Genomic DNA, 19963 nt, shown 5'->3' with positions numbered 1-19963 from the left:
GTCAGCCGTGTGCGGCGACTGCGCAAGCGGTTCCTCGGCTGCGCGCTCCTGCGGCGGTTGCCCGTTCGTACTACGACAACTCAGCAGGTACGTGCACACGCGGCTAGGGTGACAAATGGTCCAAATCAGATCATCAGCAGCTAGTGGAGGAATCCATGCGTATCGCGCGCATATTCGGCGTCTGTGCACTGACGGCGGCGGCCCTGATGGGCACGAGCCTCACGGCCCACGCGCAGTCGGGCGGGGATGACGATCAGGGCGGCGGGTTGAAGTACGAGATCGTCCAGGAGAACTTCCCGGACTCGCCCAGCGGTGAAGAGCACACGGTCCTGTGCCCGTCCGGATCGAAGGTCTTCGGTGGTGGCGTCCGGGTGAACAGCCTCGATTCCGTCGTTGTCCGGAGCAGTTACCCCGCTGCGAGCGGTAGCGGTTGGGTGGGTGCCGCGCTTGACACCGCCGCCCCCGTCGACCTGACCGTCTACGCCATCTGCGTCAAGGTGAAGAACGGCTGACCCTGCTCCGACCGACCCACGTCGGTGCGGACGGAGAAGCAACCGGAACGCGGGCAGGTCTCCGCCGTGTTCCGGTTGTCCGCCTCTACGGCACCGTTTGCCGGCGGACAGCAACAGCACCGAAGGGCCACCAGCAGCAGCATCCTTGCCCATTGTGCGAGTTGGCCATTCAAGAACCTCAGCACGTTGTGCGGTCGTGGCGCACGCACGGGATCACTCGCGATGCACGGATCGCGGCGGCGGGGCTGATGGTGGTGGGCATCGGCCTGATGCTGCGCGCGAGCTGGCCCACCCGAACCGCAGGTCGATCCGCCGATCGAACCGCCGATCGAACCGCGGGACGTGCTCCGGGCGTCCTTCCCGCCATGGGGACGATCACGCACTGGACACGTCAGCTGCTCCGCTTCGGCCGGCTTCAGGCCCGCTGCTGCGCCTTCGCCTTCGCGCTGGTCGGCGGCATCGCGGTCTCCGGCCTGCTGCCCGAGCTGCCGATCGCGCGCTACGACCTGGTGCTGCTGTACGGAATCCTGCTCGCGGCGCTGGCAAGGAAGCTCGGCTGGGACAGCGCGCGCGACACCGCGGTGATCGCCGGATGCCATCTCATCGGGCTGCTCTTCGAGCTGGTCAAGGTGCGGATGGGGTCCTGGAGTTACCCGGAGGAGGCGCTGACGAAGGTCGCCGGCGTGCCGCTCTACGGCGGTTTTCTGTACGCGGCGGTGGGCAGTTACGTCTGCCGCGCCTGGCATCTGTTCGAGCTGCGCCTGGACGGATACCGGCCGCGGATCATGGCTGCGCTCGCCTGTGCGGTCTATCTGAACTTCTTCAGCCACCACTGGCTGCCCGACCTCCGCTGGGCGCTGGCCGCCGCGCTGCTGTGCGCGACCGCCGGGACCTGGGTGCGCTACCGCGTCGGGGCGCAGGAATACCGGATGCCGCTCGCCCTGTCGTTCGTGCTCATCGGCTTCTTCCTCTGGGTCGCGGAGAACATCGCCACGTACGCGGGCGCCTGGAGCTATCCGGACCAGCTCACCGGCTGGCAGCCGGTGTCCGTGGCGAAGTTCGGGGCGTGGGCGCTGCTGATCTCCGTCACGTTCGTGCTGGCGGCCGGGCAGCGCCGTGCAGAGGCTCGATTGTCATAGGCGGGCAGTACGGTCCAGTCATGGCAGCCAGAATCGATTTGACGCTCGACTGTACGGACGCGCAGCTGCTCGCGGAGTTCTGGAAGCTGGCGCTGGGGTATGTGGACGAGCCGCCGCCCCCGCCCTTTGCGACCCGCGAGGAGTGGCTCGCGCAGTTCGACCTGGACGACGACGAGGACGAGGACGACGGGGCGTGGCTCTGCGATCCCGACGGCGTCGGGCCCCGGCTGTGCATACTCAAGGTGCCCGAGCCGAAGACCGCGAAGAACCGGCTCCATATGGACATCCGGGTGCCTGGTCACGGCAGCCCCGAGGAACGGTGGGCGAGGATACGGGCCGAGTCCGAGCGGCTGGTGAAGGCCGGCGGGAGCGTCCTGGAGGAGTTCGACGGCCATCACATCGTGATGGCCGACCCGGAGGGCAATGAGTTCTGCGTGGCCGCCGGACCGGCGCAGTGAATGCGGTTCACTCCCCTGCCAGGGCCTGGCCGAACGCCGTGTTCACCGCGAGCAGTCCGCCGTCGACGCGCAGCGTCGTGCCCGTGATCCAGGCCGCGTCTCGCGAGGCCAGGAACGCCACCGCGGCCGCGATGTCCTCCGGCTCGCCGACCCGGCCCAGCGGATAGAGGCGGCTCACCGCGTCGAGCTGTGCCTCGCGCCCGGACCAGGAGGGCGTGCGGACCGTGCCCGGGTTGACCTGGTTGACGCGGACGCCGCGGGCTGCCGCGTCGCCCGCCAGGGTGCGGGTGAGCGAGGCGAGGCCGGCCTTGGCCGCGCTGTAGGCGTGGTTGCCGAAGTCCTGCTCGCCGTTGACGGAGCCGATGTTGACGATCGCGCCGCGGCCCGACGCGGCGAGGTGGGGCAGCGCGGCACGGGCGCACCGGAAGGCGCCGGTCAGGCTGATGTCCAGGTCCAGGTGCCAGGTGTCGTCCGGCTGGTCCTCGAACACCGGGGTGTCGAGGCTGCACGAAAAGGCGTTGTTGACCAGCACGTCCAGGGTGCCGAAGCGCTCTACGGCGTACGCGACGGCCGCTTCGACCGCCGTTCGGTCGGCGACGTCGCAGCCGAAGGACGCGGCCCCCGGGATGTCCCCGGCCGTCTTAGCTGCGCGCTCGGCGTCCACGTCGGTGACGAGGACCCGGGCTCCTTCTGAGGCGAGCCTGCGCGCGGTCGCCTCGCCGATGCCGCGCGCCGCGCCCGTGATCAGTACGCCGTGCCCCTCGAAACGTCCCATCTGGCTGCTCATCTGCTGCTCATCTGCTGCTCATCTGGCTGCTCATATCGCTGTACGTACCGCCCTGATCAGCGCCTGGGCCCGCGGATCCGCCGTAACTCCCTTGCGCATGCCGTTGGTTGCGTAGCCGAGCGCGATGCCCGACTCGGGGTCGGCGAAGCCGAGGGAGCCGCCGCGGCCGGGGTGGCCGAAGGAGCCGGGGCCGAGCAGCGGGGATGCGGGGCCGTGCAGCATGTAGCCGAGGCCGAAACGGGTGGGGACGACCAGGACGCGGTCGGGGCCCGCCGACTCCTCCGTGCGGGCGAGCGTGAGGGTGGCCGGGGCGAAGAGCCGCGGGCCGCCGTCGACCTCGCCGATGGTGGAGGCGTAGAAGCGGGCCAGCGCGCGGGCGGTGGAGACGCCGTTGGACGCGGGGAGTTCGGCGGCGCGGAACGCCTGGTCGTTCTCGTCCGGGGCCGGGTCGATCGCCCCGAAGGCGCGGCGGGTGAGGGACTCGGGGTTGCGGTAGGCCTCGGAGACGGCGGGCTTGGGGCGCAGCTTGAGGCCGCCGCCGTCGGCCGCGGCGGGCTCATCGACCGGACCGATGCGGCCCACCCGGCCCGCCTCGTCGTCGGGCAGCCCGATCCAGAAGTCGAGGCCGAGCGGGCGGGCGATCTCCTCGGCGACCCAGCGGCCGATGGTGCGGCCGGTGACGCGGCGGACCAGTTCACCGAGCAGCCAGCTGTACGTCTGCGCGTGGTATCCGTGGTCGGTGCCGGGCTCCCAGACGGGGCGCTGCGCGGCGATCCTCGCGGGGCCACTCACACCGTCCGCCGCCTCGGCGGGGGTGAGCGGGCGGTCGAGGACCGGCAGCCCGGCGCGGTGCGAGAGCAGCTGGCGTACGACGACCCGCTCCTTGCCGGCCGCCTTGAACTCCGGCCAGTAAGTGCCCACCGGGGCGTCCAGGTCGATCTGGCCGCGCTGGTGGAGCAGTAGCACGACGGCCGCGGCGAGGCCCTTGGTCGCGGAACGGACGACCTGCGCGGTGTCCACGGCCCACGGCTCGTGCCCGTCCGCATCCCGGCTGCCGGCCCACAGGTCGACGACCTTTCGCCCGTCCTGGTAGACGGCGACGGCAGCGCCGCGCTCGCCGCGCTGCCGGAAGTTGCGTACGAAGGCGTGCCGGACCGGCTCGAAGCCGGGTGCCACCGTGCCCTGGACATCCATACCGGCCACAACCTCCACGCCTGCGGTTCTCATCCCTCCATGGTGCGGGTGCGGTGCGCGGCGGGGCCGCGGGGGGGTGTGGAACTGGGGGCAAGCCCCCAGGCCCCCGTACGGCCTTCGGCCGTGTCCTCAATCTCCCCCAGACTTCGTCCGGGGGGACCCCCAACGGGCTTGAAGTTCCGCCCGTCCGGCGGAAACTCAAGGTCCGGCCGGACTTTCAAGCCCCGCCGGCGATTGAGGCGTGGGGTTCGGGGCGGAGCCCCGGTCAGACGGTTGCCCAGGGGTTGAAGCCGAACGGCAGCTCCAGGCGGTGCGCCCGCATCAGGTCCTCGTCTCCCAGCAGCTCCCGCGTAAGCCCGTCCGCCGCGATCACGCCCTCGCTGAGGACCACCGCCCTCGGGCACAGCTCCAGCGCGTACGGCAGGTCGTGCGTGACCATCAGCACGGTGACGTCCAACGACCGCAGGATCTCGGCCAGTTCGCGCCGCGACGCCGGGTCGAGGTTGGACGAGGGCTCGTCGAGTACGAGGATCTCCGGCTCCATTGCCAGAACCGTGGCGACCGCGACCCGGCGGCGCTGGCCGAAGGAGAGATGGTGCGGCGGCCGGTCCGCGTACTCCGCCATGCCCACCTGGGTCAGGGCCGATGCGACCCGCGCCTCCAGCTCCGCGCCGCGCAGGCCCGACGACGCCGGGCCGAAGGCCACGTCCTCCCGGACCGTCGGCATGAACAGCTGGTCGTCCGGGTCCTGGAAGACGATGCCGACGCGGCGGCGGATCTCGGCGAGATTCGCCTTGGCGACCGGCAGGCCCGCGACCGACACCGAGCCGACACCGCCCGCCAGGATGCCGTTGAGGTGCAGGACGAGCGTGGTCTTGCCCGCGCCGTTGGGCCCGAGCAGGGCGACCCGCTCCCCGCGCCCGACCGTCAGATCGACGCCGAAGAGCGCCTGATGGCCGTCAGGGTAGGCGTAGGCGAGGCCCCGCACTTCAAGAGACGCAGGCGACGCAAGAGACGCAGTCATAGGGTCCATCCCAGCAGACAGACGGCGAGCGCGGTCAGCGGGAGGGCCACGGCGTACGACCACTGGGCCCGGGAGGCGGTCACCTGGTCGATGACCGGCATGGTCCCCGCGTACCCCCTGCTCACCATCGCCAGATGGACGCGCTCGCCGCGCTCGTAGGAGCGGATGAAGAGCGCACCCGCGGACTTGGCGAGGACGCCCCAGTGGCGCACACCGCGCGCCTCGAAGCCGCGCGACCTGCGCGCGATCGACATCCGGCGCATCTCGTCGGTGATGACATCGCCGTAACGGATCATGAAGGACGCGATCTGGACCAGCATCGGCGGCAGTTTGAGCCGCTGCAGTCCGAGCAGCAGCGAACGCAGCTCGGTCGTCGAGGCCAGGATCACGGACGCGGCGACACCGAGCGTCCCCTTGGCGAGGATGTTCCACGCGCCCCACAGGCCGGGGACGCTCAGCGAGATGCCCAGTACGGAGACCTGCTCGCCCGGCACCACGAACGGCATCAGCAGCGCGAAGGCCACGAACGGGATCTCGATCAGCAGACGGCGCAGCAGGAATCCGGCGGGGATGCGGGCGACGGCCGCGACCGCGGCGAGCAGCGCCGCGTACAGGCCGAAAGCCCACACGGCCTCGCGCGGTGTGGAGACCACGACGAGCACGAAGCAGAAGACGGCCACGAGCTTGCAGTGCGGCGGCAGGGCGTGGACGGGCGAGTGCCCGTGCCGGAAGAGCTTGTGGGTGTGGCCGGCCCCCATGTCAGACGGTCTCGCGTACGGGGGCGGATGCGGGCTCGTCGGTACGGCGGCGGCGCACCACGTAGAAGACCCCGCTGCCCACCACGACCGTCGCGCCGACGCCGATGACGCCTGCGAGACCGCCGGAGATCCGGGCGTTCGAGACGTCCTTGACGCCGTAGTCGGCGAGCGGGGAGCCGGCGGCGGCATGCTCCTCGACGTTTCTGTCGATGCCCTGGTCGGTGGCGACCTTCTCCAGGCCGTCGGGGCTGGCGGAGGCGTAGAAGGAGCCGAAGCCCGCGAGCGCGAGGGCGGTGACCAGGCCGGCGGCCCAGACCTTCCTCGGCGAGCGCGCGGCGACCGGCGCGGGGACGGCGACCGGCGCAGGGGCGGAGGCGGGCTCGGGGGCGGCGGCGGGCTCGGGGGCGGCGGCGGGCTCGGGGGCGGCGGCGGGCTCGGGGGCGGCGGCGGGCTCGGCGTCGACCAGTTCGCCGCCGACGCGCAGCTTGAGCGGGGTGGACAGACCGCGCGCGCCGTAGACCAGGTCGGGCCGGACAGCGATGACGGCGCCGACGGTCAGCATGGTGATCACGGCCTCGCCGATGCCGATCAGGACATGGACGCCGACCATCGCGGTGAGGACCTTGCCGACGGGCACGTTCGTCGTCCCGCCGATGGCGTAGATCAGGGTGAAGGCGCCGGCCGCGGCCGGTACGGATGCGAGCGCGGCGACGAAGGACGCGACGGTGATCGAGCGGCGGGTCCGCGGCAGCACCTTGACCAGTCCGCGGAAGAGCGCGTACGCGACGACGACCGTGACAACACCCATGACGGTGATGTTCACGCCGAGCGCGGTGAGGCCGCCGTCCGCGAACAGGATGCCCTGCATCAGGAGGACGACGGCTATGCAGAGCACGCCGGTGTAAGGGCCGACGAGGATCGCGGCGAGCGCGCCGCCCAGCAGATGTCCGCTGGTGCCGGCCGCCACAGGAAAGTTCAGCATCTGTACGGCGAAGATGAACGCCGCGACCAGCCCGGCCAGCGGCGCGGTCCGCTCGGCGCCGGCGAGCGCGACCGGGGACGCACCCAGCTCACGGCGGGCGCCGCGCAGGCTGACGGCGACGGCACCGGCGGCTGCGACTCCGGCGGCCACCGATACCGGGGCGTTGATGAATCCGTCGGGGACATGCATGTCGGGCTCCGCTTCGGACAGATGAATAACTGTTCAATGATAGTGCCTTATTGCAAACAGTTCGCAAGAGCGTGTCTGCCACGAATAACGTTCGAGCCTCCGTCCCTAAATATGGGACATTAGAGGACAAGGCAGGCGAGTGTGAGGAGCGGGCAATGTCCACAGTCGTCGAAGATTACGCATTGGCCCGGATCGTCACCGACGCTCCGCAGCACCGGTCCGTCCGCGTCGCCCTCCGCTACGACCCTGGCGACAGCCCGGATTCGGTGTGCTTCGCTTTCCCCAGCGGCCGCGAGTGGACCTTCCCCCGTGAACTGCTGGAGACGGGGCTGCGCGCGCCCGCCCGCCGGGGCGATGTCGAGATCTGGCCCTGCGGCCGGGTCCAGGCGGTTGTGGAGTTCCATACCCCGGATGGCGTAGCGGTGGTGCAGTTCGACTCCAAGTCGCTGATCCGCTTCCTGCGCCACACATACGCGGTGGCCGCACCCGTCACCCATAGGTGACGAGCGCGGCCACTGTGTTCCGCGACGGCCCCCGTCCCCACGGTGCCGTCGCGCTACCGGGGGCGCGCGCTCCCCCGGTGCAAGCACCGGCTCCACTGGAGCGGCTACGCCGCGCCCCTTGGTCGCACCCCCGGGGCCTTGTGCGTCAGACGCGTGTGCGTCAGACGCGTACCAACCGCCTCTCCTCATCCGGGTCTTCGGGGCTGGCGCCCTCGGGACGGTCGGCTAGCTCCTTGTGCAGCTTCTCGCCCTCCACGTCCACATTGGGCAGCGCCCGGTCCAGCCACCGCGGCAGCCACCACGCCTTGTGGCCCAGCAGCGCCAGCACCGCCGGCACGATCGCCATCCGGACCACGAACGCGTCGAAGAAGACCGCGATCGCGAGGCCGAAGCCGATCATCTTGACCATCTGCTCGCTGGAGCCGATGAAGCCGGAGAAGACCGCCATCATGATCACTGCGGCAGCGGTGACCACGCGTGCCCCGTGCTTGAAGCCGGTGACGATCGCCTCGCCGGGCCGCTCCCCGTGGACGTACGCCTCACGCATCCGCGTGACCAGGAAGACCTCGTAGTCCATCGCGAGCCCGAAGACGACACCCACCATGAAGATCGGCATCATCGACATGATCGGGCCGGTCTGCTCCACACCGAACAGCGAGCCGAGCCAGCCCCACTGGAAGACGGCGACGACCGCGCCGAGTGCCGCGACGACGGAGAGCAGGAAGCCGAGGGCCGCCTTGAGCGGCACCAGCACCGAGCGGAAGACCACCATCAGCAGCAGGAAGGCGAGTCCGACGACGAGCGCGAGATAGGGCAGCAGCGCGTCGTTCATCTTCTGCGAGAAGTCGATGTTCATCGCCGTCGCGCCGGTGACCAGCACATCGCCCCGGCTGCCGTCCCGGATGGAGTGGACGAGCTCCTCGGTCTCGACCGAGGACGGCCGGTCCTTCGGTACGACCGTCACCATCGCGGTGTCGCCGGCCTTGTTGAGCGCCGGCGGGGTGACGGCCGCGACACCGTCGAGGCCCTTGATCTCCTTGACGGTACGGTCGGCCGCGGCCTTGTCGCCGTCGACGACCACCAGCAGCGGACCGTTGAAGCCGGGGCCGAAGCCGTCGGACAGCAGGTCGTACGCCTTGCGCTGAGTGGTGCTCACGGGCTGCGAGCCGTCGTCGGGCAGACCCATCTCCAGCGAGACGGCCGGCACGGCGATGGCGCCGAGGCCCACCACACCGGCGAGCAGCACGGTAACCGGGCGGCGCAGTACGAAGCGTGCCCAGCGGGTGCCCATGTTCGGCTTCTCGCCGGCCGGCTTGCCCTTGCGGACCTTGCGGCCGAGCACCCGGTTGCCCGCGAAGCCGAGCAGCGCGGGGATCAGGGTGAGCGCGATGAGTACCGCGATCACGACCGTGCCGGCCGCTGCGAAGCCCATCTTGGTGAGCATCGGAATGTTGACGACGGCGAGGCCGACGAGCGCGATGACCACGGTCAGGCCCGCGAAGACGACCGCGGAGCCCGCGGTGCCGACGGCCCGGCCGGCCGCCTCCTCGCGTTCACGGCCATCGGCCAGCTCGGCGCGGTAGCGGGAGACGATGAAGAGCGCGTAGTCGATGCCGACCGCGAGGCCGATCATCGTCGCCAGCGTGGAGGTGGTGGAGCCGAGGTCGAATACGTTCGCGAGCGCGGTGATCGTGGAGATCCCGATGCCCACGCCGATGATCGCGGTGAGCAGCGGAAGCCCGGCGGCGACCAGCGAGCCGAAGGTGATGACCAGGACGACCGCGGCGATGCCGACGCCGATGACCTCGCCGACCCCGGTCTCCGGGACGGTCTGCAGCGCGTCGCCGCCTATCTCCACGGTCAGCCCGGCTTCGCGCGCCTCGGTGCCGGTCTTCTCCAGCGCCTCACGGGTCTCGTCGGTCAGCTCCATCGAGCTGACCTTGTACGAGACCGATACGTACGCGGTGGAGCCGTCCTTGGAGACGGCCTTGCCGGTGTACGGGTCGGCGACGGAGGCGATCTGGTCGGAGCCGGCCTTCAGCGCGGCGACGGCCTTGTTCACCTCGGCCTTGTTGGCCGCGTCGGTCATCTTGCCGTCGGGCGTCTTGAAGACGACCCGGGCGGTCGCGCCGTCGGCGCTACCCCCGGGGAAGCGCTCTTCCAGCAGGTCGAAGGCCTTCTGCGCCTCCGTGCCCGGGACCGAGAAGGACGACGAGGTGGCGGTGGACGCGTTGGCCGCGCCGACGCCGGCGAGCGCCAGCAGCGCCACCCACAGCAGGGCGACGAGGCGGCGGCGCCGGAAGGCGGACCGCCCGAGTTTGTAGAGGAACGTGGCCACGAGGGCGTACTCCCGAGTGTGAGGTGAACAGGGCATGGGGAGCCGGCCCGACGACGAGAGCGGCGCGCGTCAGGTGCTGTGCTGGGTGGTGCGGGGAGAGGTGCTGCGGGGAAGTGCGGGGAGATCAGATGCCGAGTGCGGGGAGAACCACGGCATCGATGTAGGCGGCGAGGAAGGCCCGGTCGACCGACCGGTCATCGATCAGCGGACGAGCGATGAAAGCGCCGACCAGCATGTGCGGGACATAGCTCAGCGCGGGGGCGTCCGCGGGGAGTTCGCCCCGGTCCACGGCGCGCTGCAGCAGTGCGTCGAGCCCGGTCATCTCGGGGTCGATCAGCAGGTCCCGCAGCGCCTTGTGGAGGTCGGGGTTGTCGTGGATGGCATGGGCCAGACCCCGCATCAGCGCGGAGTCCTTCTCCATCTGGCAGTCGTCCATGCGGTCGACCATCGCGAGGAAGTCGCCGCGCAGGGAGCCGGTGTCGATCTCCGCGATGCTCACCGGCTTGTTGTGGCGCAGCGCGCGGGCAACCAGCTCCGGCTTGCTCCGCCACTGGCGGTAGAGGGTGGCCTTGCTGGAACGGGTACGGGTCGCGATGGCGTCCATGGTGAGGCCGTCGTAGCCCGCCTCACGGAGCAGGTCGAGCACGGCTTCGTACAGTTCCGCCTCGCGCTCGGGCGTGATCCTGCTGCCTGCCATGGTCGACCTCCAATCTGAACGAAACGGTTTCGTACAGTACGAAGATAGCCCGGAGCCTCTGCGAAACGAAATCGTTTCGGTCGTGTTCTGCGTCACAAGTTGCCGCACCCCCCTGACACCGAAAGCATTGGGGGGTGAGTGACGACGTCGCGTATCTCCGTTTCCCGCACCTGCACGAGGACTTGCTGTGCTTCGCCGCCGAGGACGATCTCTGGATCGCGCCCCTCGTGCCCGCCGGACACAGGCCGGGCCGCGCCTGGCGGGTGACCGTCGACCGGACCAGAATCAGCCATCCGCGCTTCTCCCCCGACGGCGCGCACATCGCGTACACGAACTGGCGCAGCCTCGACCCGGAGATACATCTGGCGCCGGTCGCCGGCGGGCCTGCCAGACGGCTGACCTACTGGGGCTCCACCGACACCCGGGTCTGCGGCTGGGACCCGGACGGCAACATCCTGGCCGTCTCCTCGCACGGCCAGCCCTTCTCGTACTTCTCCTGGGCCTACAAGGTGGCCACCGACGGCTCCCCCGGCCGGCGGCTCCCCTGGGGCCCGACGTCCGACATCCAGGTCGCGGACATCGAGGGAGAGCACCGCTCGCTGCTCCTCACCGGCAAGCCGCCGCACGAACCGGCCGCGTGGAAGCGGTACCGGGGCGGAGCGACGGGCAGGCTCTGGCTGCACGGGGAGCGGCTGCTCCCAGATCTGAACGGCCACCTGGACTGCCCGATGTTCGTCTCGGGGCGTATCGCGTTCCTCTCCGACCACGAGGGCGTCGGCAATCTCTACTCCTGCCGGCCCGACGGGACCGATCTCCGGCGCCACACCGACCATGACGCCTTCTACGCCCGGCACGCCTCTAGCGACGGTCGCAGGGTTGTGTACCAGTGCGCGGGCGAGGTGTGGATCGTCGACGATCTGACGGCGCCGGACGCGGTGCCGCGCAAGCTGGAGGTACGGCTCGGGGGCCCGCGCGCCGGACGCCGCGCCTACCATGTGCCCGCCTCCAGCCACGTGGACGCGATCACGGTCGACACGACCGGGCGGGCCAGCGCCGTCAACGTACGCGGCAGCCTGTACTGGCTCACACACCGCGACGGTCCGGCGCGCACGATCGTTGACACCCCGGGCGTACGGGTCCGGCTGCCGGAGATGCTCGGCAGCGGCGGCCAGGTCGCCTATGTCACAAGCGCCGACGGCGAGGACGCCGTCGAGATCGCGTATCTGCCGCGGGCGAGCGGCGAACGGGAGCCACGCCGGCTGGCCTCGGGGGAACTGGGACGCGTCCACGAAATGGTGTCGGACCCGGACGGGGAGCGGCTCGCGATCGCGTCGAACGACGGCCGGCTGCTGCTGCTCGACGTGACCGAGGAGGAGGAGGCAGCGGGCACCTCCCGGGCCGAAGGTCCGGGGGGCGGAGAGGTGACGGAGCTGATCCGCTCCATCAACGGGCCGGTCCGCGACCTGGCCTTCTCGCCGGACGGCGCCTGGCTCACCTGGTCGCAGCCGGGCATCGGGCGCTCGCTGCGGCAGATCAAGATGGCCCGCATCAAGGACCGTACGATCGTCGACGTCACCAACGGCCGCTTCGAGGACGAGAATCCGGTCTTCACGCGCGACGGCCGCTATCTCGCCTTCCTGTCCTGGCGGGGCTTCGACCCGGTGTACGACGTGCACACCGGGGACCTGTCCTTCCCGCTGGGCTGCCGCCCCTATCTCGTACCGCTGTCGTCCGCGACACCTTCGCCCTTCGCGCTACTGCCGGACGGGCGGCCCGCGGCGGGCGGGCTCGACCCGCTGGACGAATCCGAGGAGGGCGACGGCACGGTCATGGTCGAGGTCGAGGGGCTGGCGGACCGGGTCACCCCCTTCCCCGTCACCGCCTCCAAGTACTCGGCGCTCCATCCGGTCAGCGGCGGCGGGCTGGTCTGGCTGCGCTGGCCGATCTCCGGGGCGCTCGGCGAGACGTTCGCCAACCCCGCGGACACCTCGGGCCGCCCCACGCTGGAGCACTTCGACATCACCAAGGCCCGCAAGACCGAACTGGTCGGCCATCTCGACTGGTTCGCGGTCAGCGGCGACGGCAGCCGGCTGGTGGTCGTGGACGACGGGGAGCTGCGCGCGGTCCCGGCCACCGAGTCCGGGGACAGCGACTCGACGGTCTATCTGGACCTGCGCCGGATCCTGCACGAGGTGGACCCGCCGTCCGAATGGCGACAGGCGTACGGGGAGGCGGGCCGCATCATCCGCGCGTATTTCTGGGAGCCGGGGATGTGCGGCCTCGACTGGGACGCGGTGCTCGACCAGTACCGTCCGCTGGTCGAACGGGTCGCGTCGCCGGACGAGTTCGCGGATCTGCTGCGCGAAGTGCTGGGCGAGCTGGGCACGTCCCATGCGTTCGTCACGCCCGCGCGGCGCAATGAAGGACCGCCGCACTACCAGCGGGCGATGGGCCTGCTGGGCGCGAACCTGGTCTGCCGGGACGGGAATTGGCTGATCCAACGGATCCTGCCGGGCGAATCGTCCGACTCCAAGGCGCGTTCGCCGCTGGCCGGCACGGGCATCCGCGAGGGCGCGATCCTCACTCATGTCGACGGCCGCCCCGTGGACCCGGTGGCGGGCCCCTACCCGATGCTCTCGGCGGCGGGCGGCACGACGGTCGAGCTGACCTTCCAGCCGGCGGAGGGCGAGGGGCACGCCCGACGGGTGGCGATCGTCCCGCTGGTGGACGAGCGGCCGCTGCGGTACCAGGACTGGGTGGCCAAACGCCGCGAGGTGGTACGGGAGTTGAGCGGCGACAAGTGCGGGTATCTGCACATCCCGGACATGGGCGGGTCGGGCTGGGCACAGTTCAACCGCGATCTGCGGCTCGAAGTGTCCCGGCCTGCACTGCTCGTGGACGTACGCGGCAATGCGGGCGGCCACATCAGCGAACTGGTCGTGGAGAAGCTGACGCGGAAGATCCTCGGCTGGGACCTGACGCGGAACGCCCAGCCGGTCTCGTACGCGTCGAACGCTCCGCGCGGCCCGATTGTCGCCCTTGCCGACGAGGCGACGTCGTCGGACGGCGACATGATCACCGCGGCCTTCAAACTGCTGGGCCTGGGCCCGGTGGTGGGCAGCCGCACCTGGGGTGGCGTGGTGGGCATGACGGGCCGCCACCGCCTGGGCGACGGCACGGTGATCACGGTCCCGATGAACGCGGCATGGTTCGACGCGTACGGCTGGTCCATCGAAAACCACGGCGTGGACCCGGACCTGGACGCGCTGCGCACCCCCCTGGACTGGGCGGAGGGCCGCCACGTCCAGCTGGACGACGCGATCCAACTGGCCCTGGACCTCCTGAAGACCCACCCGGCGGCGGAGCCGCCGGACTACTCCCAGGCCCCGGACCTCCGCCGCCCGAAGCTGCCGCCGCGGAGGGCGTGAGGCCCCTCACCCGGGGCACTTCGCACCCGGGCACCCCCGCACGCAAGAGGGGCGCGGCCCGTCGGCACGGGCGCGCCCCTTCGCTGCGTGGATTCAGATGTCGTAGTCCTGCTTGAACTTGTCCTCGGCGTCCTGCATGGCCTGTTCGGTGGTCCGCTCCCGGGGCCCTTCCTCCGGCTTACCAGACCGCTTCGCCGCTTTCTTCTTCGCGCCCCCCTCGGCCTTCTGCGCCCGCTCCTCGAGCGCGTCGGCCTTGTCCTTGAACTGGTCTGCGATGCCCATGAACATTCACTCCTAGAAGGGTGTGAGGAGGGCGGGGGTCAGCACGCCCCCTGTGCCTCTACACCAGCGTGACACTCCTGGACATGCCTCGCATTTCGATCACTGACGCTGCGTACTCGCATTCCGCGCCGCCTCGTCCGCCGCCCCGCCCGCCCCCACGAGCCCCTTTCCGACCCCAGGCAGCCGCGGTTCGAAACGCCGCATCTCCCGCTGGCCGACCACCCCGATGAGCCCCGGCAGACAGCCCCGCACCGACTGCATCCCGCGCAGCCACCACTGCGCGTACACATGCGCGGACCGTCGCTCGATCCCGGCCACGATCCGGTCCACCGCCGGGCCCAGCGGATACGTACGGTTCGACGGCCAGGGCAGCCGCTGCCGCAGCTCCCGCATCACCTCGTCCTGGTCGGCCCCGCGCACCATGTCCGTATCCGTCCAGGACAGATAGCCGACACCCACTCGCACGCCCTTGTACCCGACCTCCGCCCGCAGGCTGTGGGCGAAGGCCTCGACGCCCGACTTGGACGCGCAGTACGCCGTCATCATCGGTGCCGGCGTGATCGCGGCCAGTGACGCGATCTGCAGGAAGTACCCCCGGCTCTCGATCAGCACCGGCAGGAACGCCCGGCCCGTGACCGCGCTCCCGATCAGATTCACCTCGATCACCCGCCGCCACGCGGCCGGATCCGAGTCCACGAAGGGACCGCCCGACGCCACGCCCGCGTTCGCGACGACGATGTCGACCTTGCCGAAGCGCTCCTTGACCTCCCGCGCGACCTGCGCCATCGCCTCGTGGTCGGTCACATCCGCATGCCACCAGTCGCTCTCGGTGTGCAGTCTGCCCGAGACCTGCTTCAGCTCGTCCGGCTCGAGGCCCACCAGCGCCACCTTCGCGCCGCGCGCCGAGAGCTTGCGGGCGAGCAGCTCGCCCACGCCCCGCGCCGCGCCGGTGACGACCGCGACCTGCCCCTCCAGGCTCGTCCTGCTCATGCGGCCTCCTCCTTCGCCTTCACGTTCGCGCTCGACGTCGCGTTCGCGCTCGCCGTCGCATCCGCGTTCACAAACGTAGCTACCAGCTCGCGGATCTTCGCGGTGACGACCTCCGGGGCCTCCACCGGCGTCATATGGCCCATCCCGGCGAGCTCCACCAGCTCGCGGCAGTCGGGCAGCTCCGCGGCCAGCCGCCGCGCATGCACCATCGGGGTGAGCCGGTCCCCCGTGCCCGCCACCACGACCGAGGGCACCCGCAACTCCCGTACGCCCGCCTCGAGATCGACCTCCGCGAGCACATGCGCCCAGGCCACCCGGGACGGCCGCGGGCAGGCGTGCACGATACGGGCGCACTCCGCCACCCGTTCCGGCGCCGAACCTGGGCCCATCGTCGCGTACTTGAGGATCCGCTTGGAGACCGGCGTCACGGGTCCGAGCGGGGCTCGCGCCCCGAGAACCATCCGAGTGATCCGGGTCCGCAGCCGCCCGGCGCGCATCGGCAGCACCAGCGACTCCTCGACCAGCCGCGAACTGCCCGTACTGCACAGCAGCACCGCGGCCGCGTGCTCCGCGAAGGCAGCCCGCCCCGACGCGGCCATCAGGGTCATCCCGCCCATGGAGTGCCCGGCGAGCAGGGCCTTCTCGCCGGGAGCCAGTACGGCACCGAGCACCGCTTCCAGGTCGTCGGCGAGGAGGTCCGTACCGACCGCGGCGAACGGGGTACGGCCGTGGCCGCGCTGGTCGTAGACGACCACTCGGTGGTCGCCCGCCAACTCCCTTATCTGCGCGGCCCAGAAGAGGGTGGAACAGGTCCAGCCGTGGGCGAGGACGACGGCGGGCGCGCCGTCCGGGCCGTACACCTCGACATGGATCGTCGACCCGTCGGCGGACACGGCGGTCAGAGTCCGGCTGGTCCGGCTGGTCCGGCTGGTCCGGCTGGTCCGGCTGGTCCGGCTGGTCCGGCTCGGCTGGCTCGGCTGGCTCATCGCACGGCCTCCGCGGTCGCCTCGACAGCCGGCGCGGACGTCGCACGCATCCGTACGACCTCGTACTCCGCGAGATCCACCTCACGCGTCGCCTTCCGGAACTCACCCGTCGTCCCCGGCCACAGCGTGGTGTTGCGCCCATTCGCGTCCAGGTACCAGCTGTTGCAGCCGCCGGACTTCCACACCGTCCGCTCCATCCGCTCCTGCACCCGCCGGTTCCACGCACTCACCGCGGACGGCCGGACCGCCAGCGCCGCGCGCCCGCCCAGCACATTCAACTGCCGCATGTAGTCGGCCATGTAGTTCAGCTGCGACTCGATCATCAGGATCATCGAGGAGTTCCCGAGGCCCGTGTTGGGGCCGATGATCGACATCCAGTTGGGGAAGCCGGCCGCGGTGGCGCCCCGCAGCGACTCCATCCCGTCCTTCCATGCCTCCGCGAGCGTGATGCCGTCGGCTCCGACCACCCGCTCCGCGATCGGCAGGTCGGTCACATGGAAGCCGGTGCCGAAGATGATCGCGTCGACCTCGGCTTCCGTACCGTCGGCAGCGACGACCGTCGATCCGCGCACCTCCACCAGCCCCGAAGCCACCACATCCACGTTGGGCTTCACCAGCGCCGGGTAGTAATCGCTCGACAGCAGGATCCGCTTGCAGCCGATGCGGTACGAGGGCGTCAACTTGGCCCGCAGGGCCGGGTCCTTGATGGCCTTGGCCATATTGGCCTTGGCGAGCGACTCGACGAGCCCAAGTTCCTTGGGCCGCTTGGTGAACGCGCTGACCTGCAACTCCCTGATCCCCCACAGCAGTCCGCGCCGCGCCGAACCGGTGAACGGAAGCTGCCGGTGCAGCCAGCGCTCGGCCCCGCTGATCGCCCGGTCCATCCGCGGCATCACCCACGGCGGGGTCCGCTGGAAGAGCGTCAGCTTCCCTACTTCCGGCTGGATCGACGGCACGATCTGGATCGCCGAAGCGCCGGTCCCGATCATCGCGACGCGCTTGCCTCGCAGGTCGTAGTCGTGGTCCCAGCGGGAGGAGTGGAAGACCTTGCCCGGGAAGCCGGCAAGACCGTCGATCTCCGGCATCTTCGGGTCGGACAGCGGACCTGTCGCCGAGACGACGACATCGGCGGTGAGCGTGCCCTGCGAGGTCTCGATCTCCCAGCGCAGTTCGTCGTTGTCCCAGCGCATCATCAGCACTTCATGGTTGAAGCGGATGTGGGAACGGAGCCGGAAGGTTTCCGCGACATGCTCCAGATACGCGCGGATGTGTTCCTGCCCGGAGAAGGTGCGCGGCCAGTCGGGGTTGGGCGCGAAGGAGAACGAGTAGAGGTGCGAGGGCACGTCGCACGCGCACCCCGGATAGCTGTTGTCCCGCCAGGTTCCGCCGACCGAATCCGCCCGTTCCAGGACGACGAAGTCGGTGATCCCCTCGCGGCGCAGCCGGACCGCGGCCCCCAGGCCGCCGAATCCGGATCCGATCACCGCCACTCGTACGTGCTCGTGCTGCTGGCCCATGCCGCCGCCTCCCGCTGGAACGTCATAATCCTGCCAGACCACGCCAGCAATCACTGGCATGATGGGGAGAGTAGAGCAGTGTCATACCGAGCGGTAGGGGCAGGACCCGACAAGTTACCGGTGGTACAACATAGGCTTCCCCTGTGGCAGACGGACGCGAGTACCGCATGGAGGAGCTGGCCAAGGAGGCCGGCATCACGGTGCGCACCTTGCGCTTCTACCGCGAGCGCGGGCTGATCCCGCCGCCGCGCCGCGAGGGCCGTATCGCCTGGTACGACGAGCACCACCTGGCCCGGCTGCGCACGATCGCCGCCCTGCTGGAACGCGGCCACACCCTCAACGGCATCGCCGATCTCGCCACCGCCTTCGAGAGCGGCCGCGACGTCGGTGACGTACTGGGCCTCGGTGCCCCCACAGAGGAGGAGCCGGTCCGCCTCACCCCCCAGGAACTCGCCGACTACTTCGAGGGCGAGGTCACCGCGGAGAACCTGGCGGCCGCGCTGGACCTCGGCTATCTGGCGACGGACGGCGACGAGATCGTCCACATCAGCCGCCGCCTGCTGGACGTCTCATCCGCCCTGGTCCGCGCGGGCATCCCACTGGCGACGGTCCTGGAAGCGGGCCAACGGGTCCGCGCCCACGCGGACGAACTGGCGGAACTCTTCGTCGAGATGCTGCGCGCCCACACCCCTCAGGACCAGGTGGACAGGCTGCGGCCGCTGGCGAAGAGCGTGGTGGACGCGGAACTTTCCATGGCGCTGGACCGGCGCCTGCGCAAACTGCCCGAGTCCGGCCCGACCGAGCTGCGCCCCCACTGATCACTTTGATCACTTCTGATCAAAGTGCAGTGCCACAGCGGGAGTTCATGACCGGCGCGGGTATCCATGGCTATGGTGCGATGGACCACGACCACAGTCAGGATGCGGAGGAAGCCGCGTGCCACAGGGGGAACCGGTGTCGCGGGAGGAAGCGGTCAGGACCGCGTGGCAGATCCACACCACGCTCGGCGAATGGACCCGCAGCGTCGATGCCAAGGCGTCCTTCGCCCTCGCCATGGAGTCGGCCGCGCTGGCAGGTGTGGCCGCCCTGTCGGGGTCCGGCCGCAGGCTGAGCGCGCTGTCCGGGCTCGCTGCCGAAATCGGACTGTGGCTCGGCGTTCTCCTGCTGGGGCTCTCCGCCGCGCTCGCGGTTCTCGTCGTGCTCCCGCGCCATGCCCACCAGGGCCGGTCGGCGCCCGCGCAGGGTCAGTTCATCTTCTACGGACACCTGCGTCACTGGACTCCCGAGCAGCTCGCCGAACAGCTCGGCCGGCACGATCCCCTCCCGGCCCTGACCCGTCAGCTGGTGACCATGAGCGAAATCCTGTGGACCAAGCACCGCAGGGTCCGGCAGTCGCTCGGCTGCGCGATGGCGGGCGGTGTCCTGATCGCCGTGGTCGGCGCGTTCGGCTGATACCTCGAGGAGCGTCCATGACCGCGCGGCACACCGACCGGTACCGGTCGAACCGGGTTCCGTTCTGGAGCTTGCTCGACGACGACGCCCGGCTCGCCCTGCGCCGCATCGGTCATCTCGAAACGTTCGCGGCCAAGGACCACCTCCTTCAGGAGAACGAGCTCACCGACCATCTGCTCGTCGTCAGACGGGGATGCGTGAAGGTCACCGCGCTCTCCATCGACGGCTATCAAGCCGTACTCGCCATACGTAACGCGGGTGATCTGCTCGGCGAACAGGCCGGGTTGGACGGCGGACCGCGCTCCGCCACCCTCACCGCCCTGACCACTGTGGAAGCGCTGATCATCCCGGCAAGCGCCTTCAGGGGCGCGGCGCGTGACCACTCGGCCATTGCCGCGGCGATGCAGCAGGTGCTCTCCGCGCGGTTGCGGGACGCCGACAGCCAGCGCACCTCGACCGGGGGCGAGGCGATCCAGGCCCGCCTCGCCGCACTCTTGCTGGAGCTCGGCGAGAGATACGGCAGACGCAGCGACTCCGGCGCTCTGCTGATCGCCCTGCCGCTCTCCCAGGACGACATCGCCGGGCTTGTGCTCGGCTCCCGCCGTATGGTCAGCCGCATCCTCGAGCAGTGGCGCGGGAACGGATGGGTGACGACCGGGCGCAACCGGCTGGTCGTCGAGAACCCGGACGCGCTGAAGCGAGAGTGCGGCGAAGGGCCGCCCTGAGC

19 protein-coding genes are annotated in these 19963 nt (G+C 70.4%); 8 read left to right on the top strand and 11 right to left on the bottom strand.

Annotated elements, in window-relative coordinates; translation table 11 throughout:
- Positions 1–155: 155 nt before the first annotated feature.
- The 3 genes from QFZ67_RS22695 to QFZ67_RS22685 all read left to right on the top strand — a co-directional run bounded on the left by QFZ67_RS22695 (position 156) and on the right by QFZ67_RS22685 (position 2109).
- On the top strand, positions 156–512 hold the full coding sequence (locus tag QFZ67_RS22695) for a hypothetical protein (RefSeq protein ID WP_307662915.1): 357 nt from the start codon (positions 156–158) through the stop codon (positions 510–512).
- A 365-nt stretch (positions 513–877) separates the two neighbouring features.
- The gene (locus QFZ67_RS22690) at positions 878–1651 is read left to right on the top strand and encodes a DUF817 domain-containing protein (protein ID WP_307662914.1); all 774 of its coding nucleotides are present in this window, start codon (positions 878–880) and stop codon (positions 1649–1651) included.
- 20 nt (positions 1652–1671) lie between these two features.
- The gene (locus QFZ67_RS22685) at positions 1672–2109 is read left to right on the top strand and encodes a VOC family protein (protein WP_307662913.1); all 438 of its coding nucleotides are present in this window, start codon (positions 1672–1674) and stop codon (positions 2107–2109) included.
- A gap of 7 nt (positions 2110–2116) precedes the next feature.
- Here QFZ67_RS22685 and QFZ67_RS22680 read toward each other — a convergent pair whose 3' ends face one another.
- The 5 genes from QFZ67_RS22680 to QFZ67_RS22660 all read right to left on the bottom strand — a co-directional run bounded on the left by QFZ67_RS22680 (position 2117) and on the right by QFZ67_RS22660 (position 7043).
- On the bottom strand, positions 2117–2884 hold the full coding sequence (locus QFZ67_RS22680) for an SDR family NAD(P)-dependent oxidoreductase (RefSeq protein ID WP_307665926.1): 768 nt from the start codon (positions 2882–2884) through the stop codon (positions 2117–2119).
- Between the two features lie 42 nt (positions 2885–2926).
- Entirely contained in the window at positions 2927–4090 is a 1164-nt protein-coding gene (locus QFZ67_RS22675; RefSeq protein WP_307665925.1) for a serine hydrolase domain-containing protein, read from the bottom strand.
- A gap of 265 nt (positions 4091–4355) precedes the next feature.
- Entirely contained in the window at positions 4356–5123 is a 768-nt protein-coding gene (locus QFZ67_RS22670) for an energy-coupling factor ABC transporter ATP-binding protein (RefSeq protein WP_307662912.1), read from the bottom strand.
- Entirely contained in the window at positions 5111–5872 is a 762-nt protein-coding gene (gene cbiQ, locus QFZ67_RS22665; RefSeq protein ID WP_307662911.1) for a cobalt ECF transporter T component CbiQ, read from the bottom strand. The genes QFZ67_RS22670 and cbiQ overlap by 13 nt, the downstream gene beginning before the upstream one ends.
- 1 nt (position 5873) lies before the next feature.
- Complete coding sequence (locus QFZ67_RS22660) at positions 5874–7043, bottom strand: energy-coupling factor ABC transporter permease (RefSeq protein WP_307662910.1); 1170 nt, start codon at positions 7041–7043, stop codon at positions 5874–5876.
- 155 nt (positions 7044–7198) lie between these two features.
- Between QFZ67_RS22660 and QFZ67_RS22655 the strand changes: the two genes are divergently transcribed.
- Positions 7199–7546, top strand: a complete 348-nt coding sequence (locus tag QFZ67_RS22655) for an SsgA family sporulation/cell division regulator (RefSeq protein ID WP_307662909.1) — start codon at positions 7199–7201, stop codon at positions 7544–7546.
- 160 nt (positions 7547–7706) lie between these two features.
- Here the strand turns inward: QFZ67_RS22655 and QFZ67_RS22650 are convergent, their stop codons facing one another.
- Both QFZ67_RS22650 and QFZ67_RS22645 read right to left on the bottom strand, forming a co-directional pair.
- Complete coding sequence (locus QFZ67_RS22650) at positions 7707–9884, bottom strand: MMPL family transporter (protein ID WP_307662908.1); 2178 nt, start codon at positions 9882–9884, stop codon at positions 7707–7709.
- A 124-nt stretch (positions 9885–10008) separates the two neighbouring features.
- Entirely contained in the window at positions 10009–10581 is a 573-nt protein-coding gene (locus QFZ67_RS22645) for a TetR/AcrR family transcriptional regulator (protein WP_307662907.1), read from the bottom strand.
- Between the two features lie 134 nt (positions 10582–10715).
- Between QFZ67_RS22645 and QFZ67_RS22640 the strand changes: the two genes are divergently transcribed.
- Positions 10716–14009, top strand: a complete 3294-nt coding sequence (locus QFZ67_RS22640; RefSeq protein WP_307662906.1) for a S41 family peptidase — start codon at positions 10716–10718, stop codon at positions 14007–14009.
- A 93-nt stretch (positions 14010–14102) separates the two neighbouring features.
- On the opposite strand, the gene QFZ67_RS22635 is transcribed toward QFZ67_RS22640, so the two are convergent.
- The 4 genes from QFZ67_RS22635 to QFZ67_RS22620 all read right to left on the bottom strand — a co-directional run bounded on the left by QFZ67_RS22635 (position 14103) and on the right by QFZ67_RS22620 (position 17784).
- Positions 14103–14291, bottom strand: a complete 189-nt coding sequence (locus tag QFZ67_RS22635; RefSeq protein WP_307662905.1) for a hypothetical protein — start codon at positions 14289–14291, stop codon at positions 14103–14105.
- A 99-nt stretch (positions 14292–14390) separates the two neighbouring features.
- The gene (locus tag QFZ67_RS22630; protein ID WP_307662904.1) at positions 14391–15281 is read right to left on the bottom strand and encodes an SDR family oxidoreductase; all 891 of its coding nucleotides are present in this window, start codon (positions 15279–15281) and stop codon (positions 14391–14393) included.
- Positions 15278–16267: an alpha/beta fold hydrolase gene (locus QFZ67_RS22625; RefSeq protein WP_307662903.1), complete on the bottom strand. Its 990-nt coding sequence runs from the start codon at positions 16265–16267 to the stop codon at positions 15278–15280. Before QFZ67_RS22625 ends, QFZ67_RS22630 begins: the two co-directional genes overlap by 4 nt.
- Positions 16264–17784, bottom strand: a complete 1521-nt coding sequence (locus tag QFZ67_RS22620) for an NAD(P)/FAD-dependent oxidoreductase (protein WP_307665924.1) — start codon at positions 17782–17784, stop codon at positions 16264–16266. Before QFZ67_RS22620 ends, QFZ67_RS22625 begins: the two co-directional genes overlap by 4 nt.
- Before the next feature lie 143 nt (positions 17785–17927).
- Between QFZ67_RS22620 and QFZ67_RS22615 the strand changes: the two genes are divergently transcribed.
- The 3 genes from QFZ67_RS22615 to QFZ67_RS22605 all read left to right on the top strand — a co-directional run bounded on the left by QFZ67_RS22615 (position 17928) and on the right by QFZ67_RS22605 (position 19961).
- Positions 17928–18602, top strand: a complete 675-nt coding sequence (locus QFZ67_RS22615) for a MerR family transcriptional regulator (RefSeq protein ID WP_307662902.1) — start codon at positions 17928–17930, stop codon at positions 18600–18602.
- Positions 18603–18720: 118 nt separating this feature from the next.
- The gene (locus tag QFZ67_RS22610; protein ID WP_307662901.1) at positions 18721–19236 is read left to right on the top strand and encodes a Pycsar system effector family protein; all 516 of its coding nucleotides are present in this window, start codon (positions 18721–18723) and stop codon (positions 19234–19236) included.
- A 17-nt stretch (positions 19237–19253) separates the two neighbouring features.
- Positions 19254–19961 carry a Crp/Fnr family transcriptional regulator gene (locus QFZ67_RS22605; RefSeq protein WP_307662900.1) on the top strand — a complete coding sequence of 236 codons (708 nt, stop codon included), beginning with the start codon at positions 19254–19256 and terminating at the stop codon, positions 19959–19961.
- Positions 19962–19963 lie beyond the last annotated feature (2 nt).

Origin of the sequence: Streptomyces sp. V1I1 (genome assembly GCF_030817355.1) — a bacterium.
Lineage (GTDB): Bacteria > Actinomycetota > Actinomycetes > Streptomycetales > Streptomycetaceae > Streptomyces.
This window is presented reverse-complemented; position numbering and strand designations above follow the sequence as displayed.

Excerpts from the sequence above, each read along its gene's own strand:
- cbiQ (WP_307662911.1), bottom strand. The coding sequence starts at position 5,872 with ATGGGGGCCGGCCACACCCACAAGCTCTTCCGGCACGGGCACTCGCCC.
- QFZ67_RS22625 (WP_307662903.1), bottom strand. The coding sequence starts at position 16,267 with ATGAGCCAGCCGAGCCAGCCGAGCCGGACCAGCCGGACCAGCCGGACC.
- QFZ67_RS22660 (WP_307662910.1), bottom strand. The coding sequence starts at position 7,043 with ATGCATGTCCCCGACGGATTCATCAACGCCCCGGTATCGGTGGCCGCC.
- QFZ67_RS22690 (WP_307662914.1), top strand. The coding sequence starts at position 878 with ATGGGGACGATCACGCACTGGACACGTCAGCTGCTCCGCTTCGGCCGG.
- QFZ67_RS22695 (WP_307662915.1), top strand. The coding sequence starts at position 156 with ATGCGTATCGCGCGCATATTCGGCGTCTGTGCACTGACGGCGGCGGCC.
- QFZ67_RS22680 (WP_307665926.1), bottom strand. The coding sequence starts at position 2,884 with ATGGGACGTTTCGAGGGGCACGGCGTACTGATCACGGGCGCGGCGCGC.
- QFZ67_RS22630 (WP_307662904.1), bottom strand. The coding sequence starts at position 15,281 with ATGAGCAGGACGAGCCTGGAGGGGCAGGTCGCGGTCGTCACCGGCGCG.
- QFZ67_RS22670 (WP_307662912.1), bottom strand. The coding sequence starts at position 5,123 with ATGGACCCTATGACTGCGTCTCTTGCGTCGCCTGCGTCTCTTGAAGTG.
- QFZ67_RS22605 (WP_307662900.1), top strand. The coding sequence starts at position 19,254 with ATGACCGCGCGGCACACCGACCGGTACCGGTCGAACCGGGTTCCGTTC.
- QFZ67_RS22685 (WP_307662913.1), top strand. The coding sequence starts at position 1,672 with ATGGCAGCCAGAATCGATTTGACGCTCGACTGTACGGACGCGCAGCTG.
- QFZ67_RS22635 (WP_307662905.1), bottom strand. The coding sequence starts at position 14,291 with ATGGGCATCGCAGACCAGTTCAAGGACAAGGCCGACGCGCTCGAGGAG.
- QFZ67_RS22655 (WP_307662909.1), top strand. The coding sequence starts at position 7,199 with ATGTCCACAGTCGTCGAAGATTACGCATTGGCCCGGATCGTCACCGAC.
- QFZ67_RS22620 (WP_307665924.1), bottom strand. The coding sequence starts at position 17,784 with ATGGGCCAGCAGCACGAGCACGTACGAGTGGCGGTGATCGGATCCGGA.
- QFZ67_RS22675 (WP_307665925.1), bottom strand. The coding sequence starts at position 4,090 with ATGGATGTCCAGGGCACGGTGGCACCCGGCTTCGAGCCGGTCCGGCAC.
- QFZ67_RS22645 (WP_307662907.1), bottom strand. The coding sequence starts at position 10,581 with ATGGCAGGCAGCAGGATCACGCCCGAGCGCGAGGCGGAACTGTACGAA.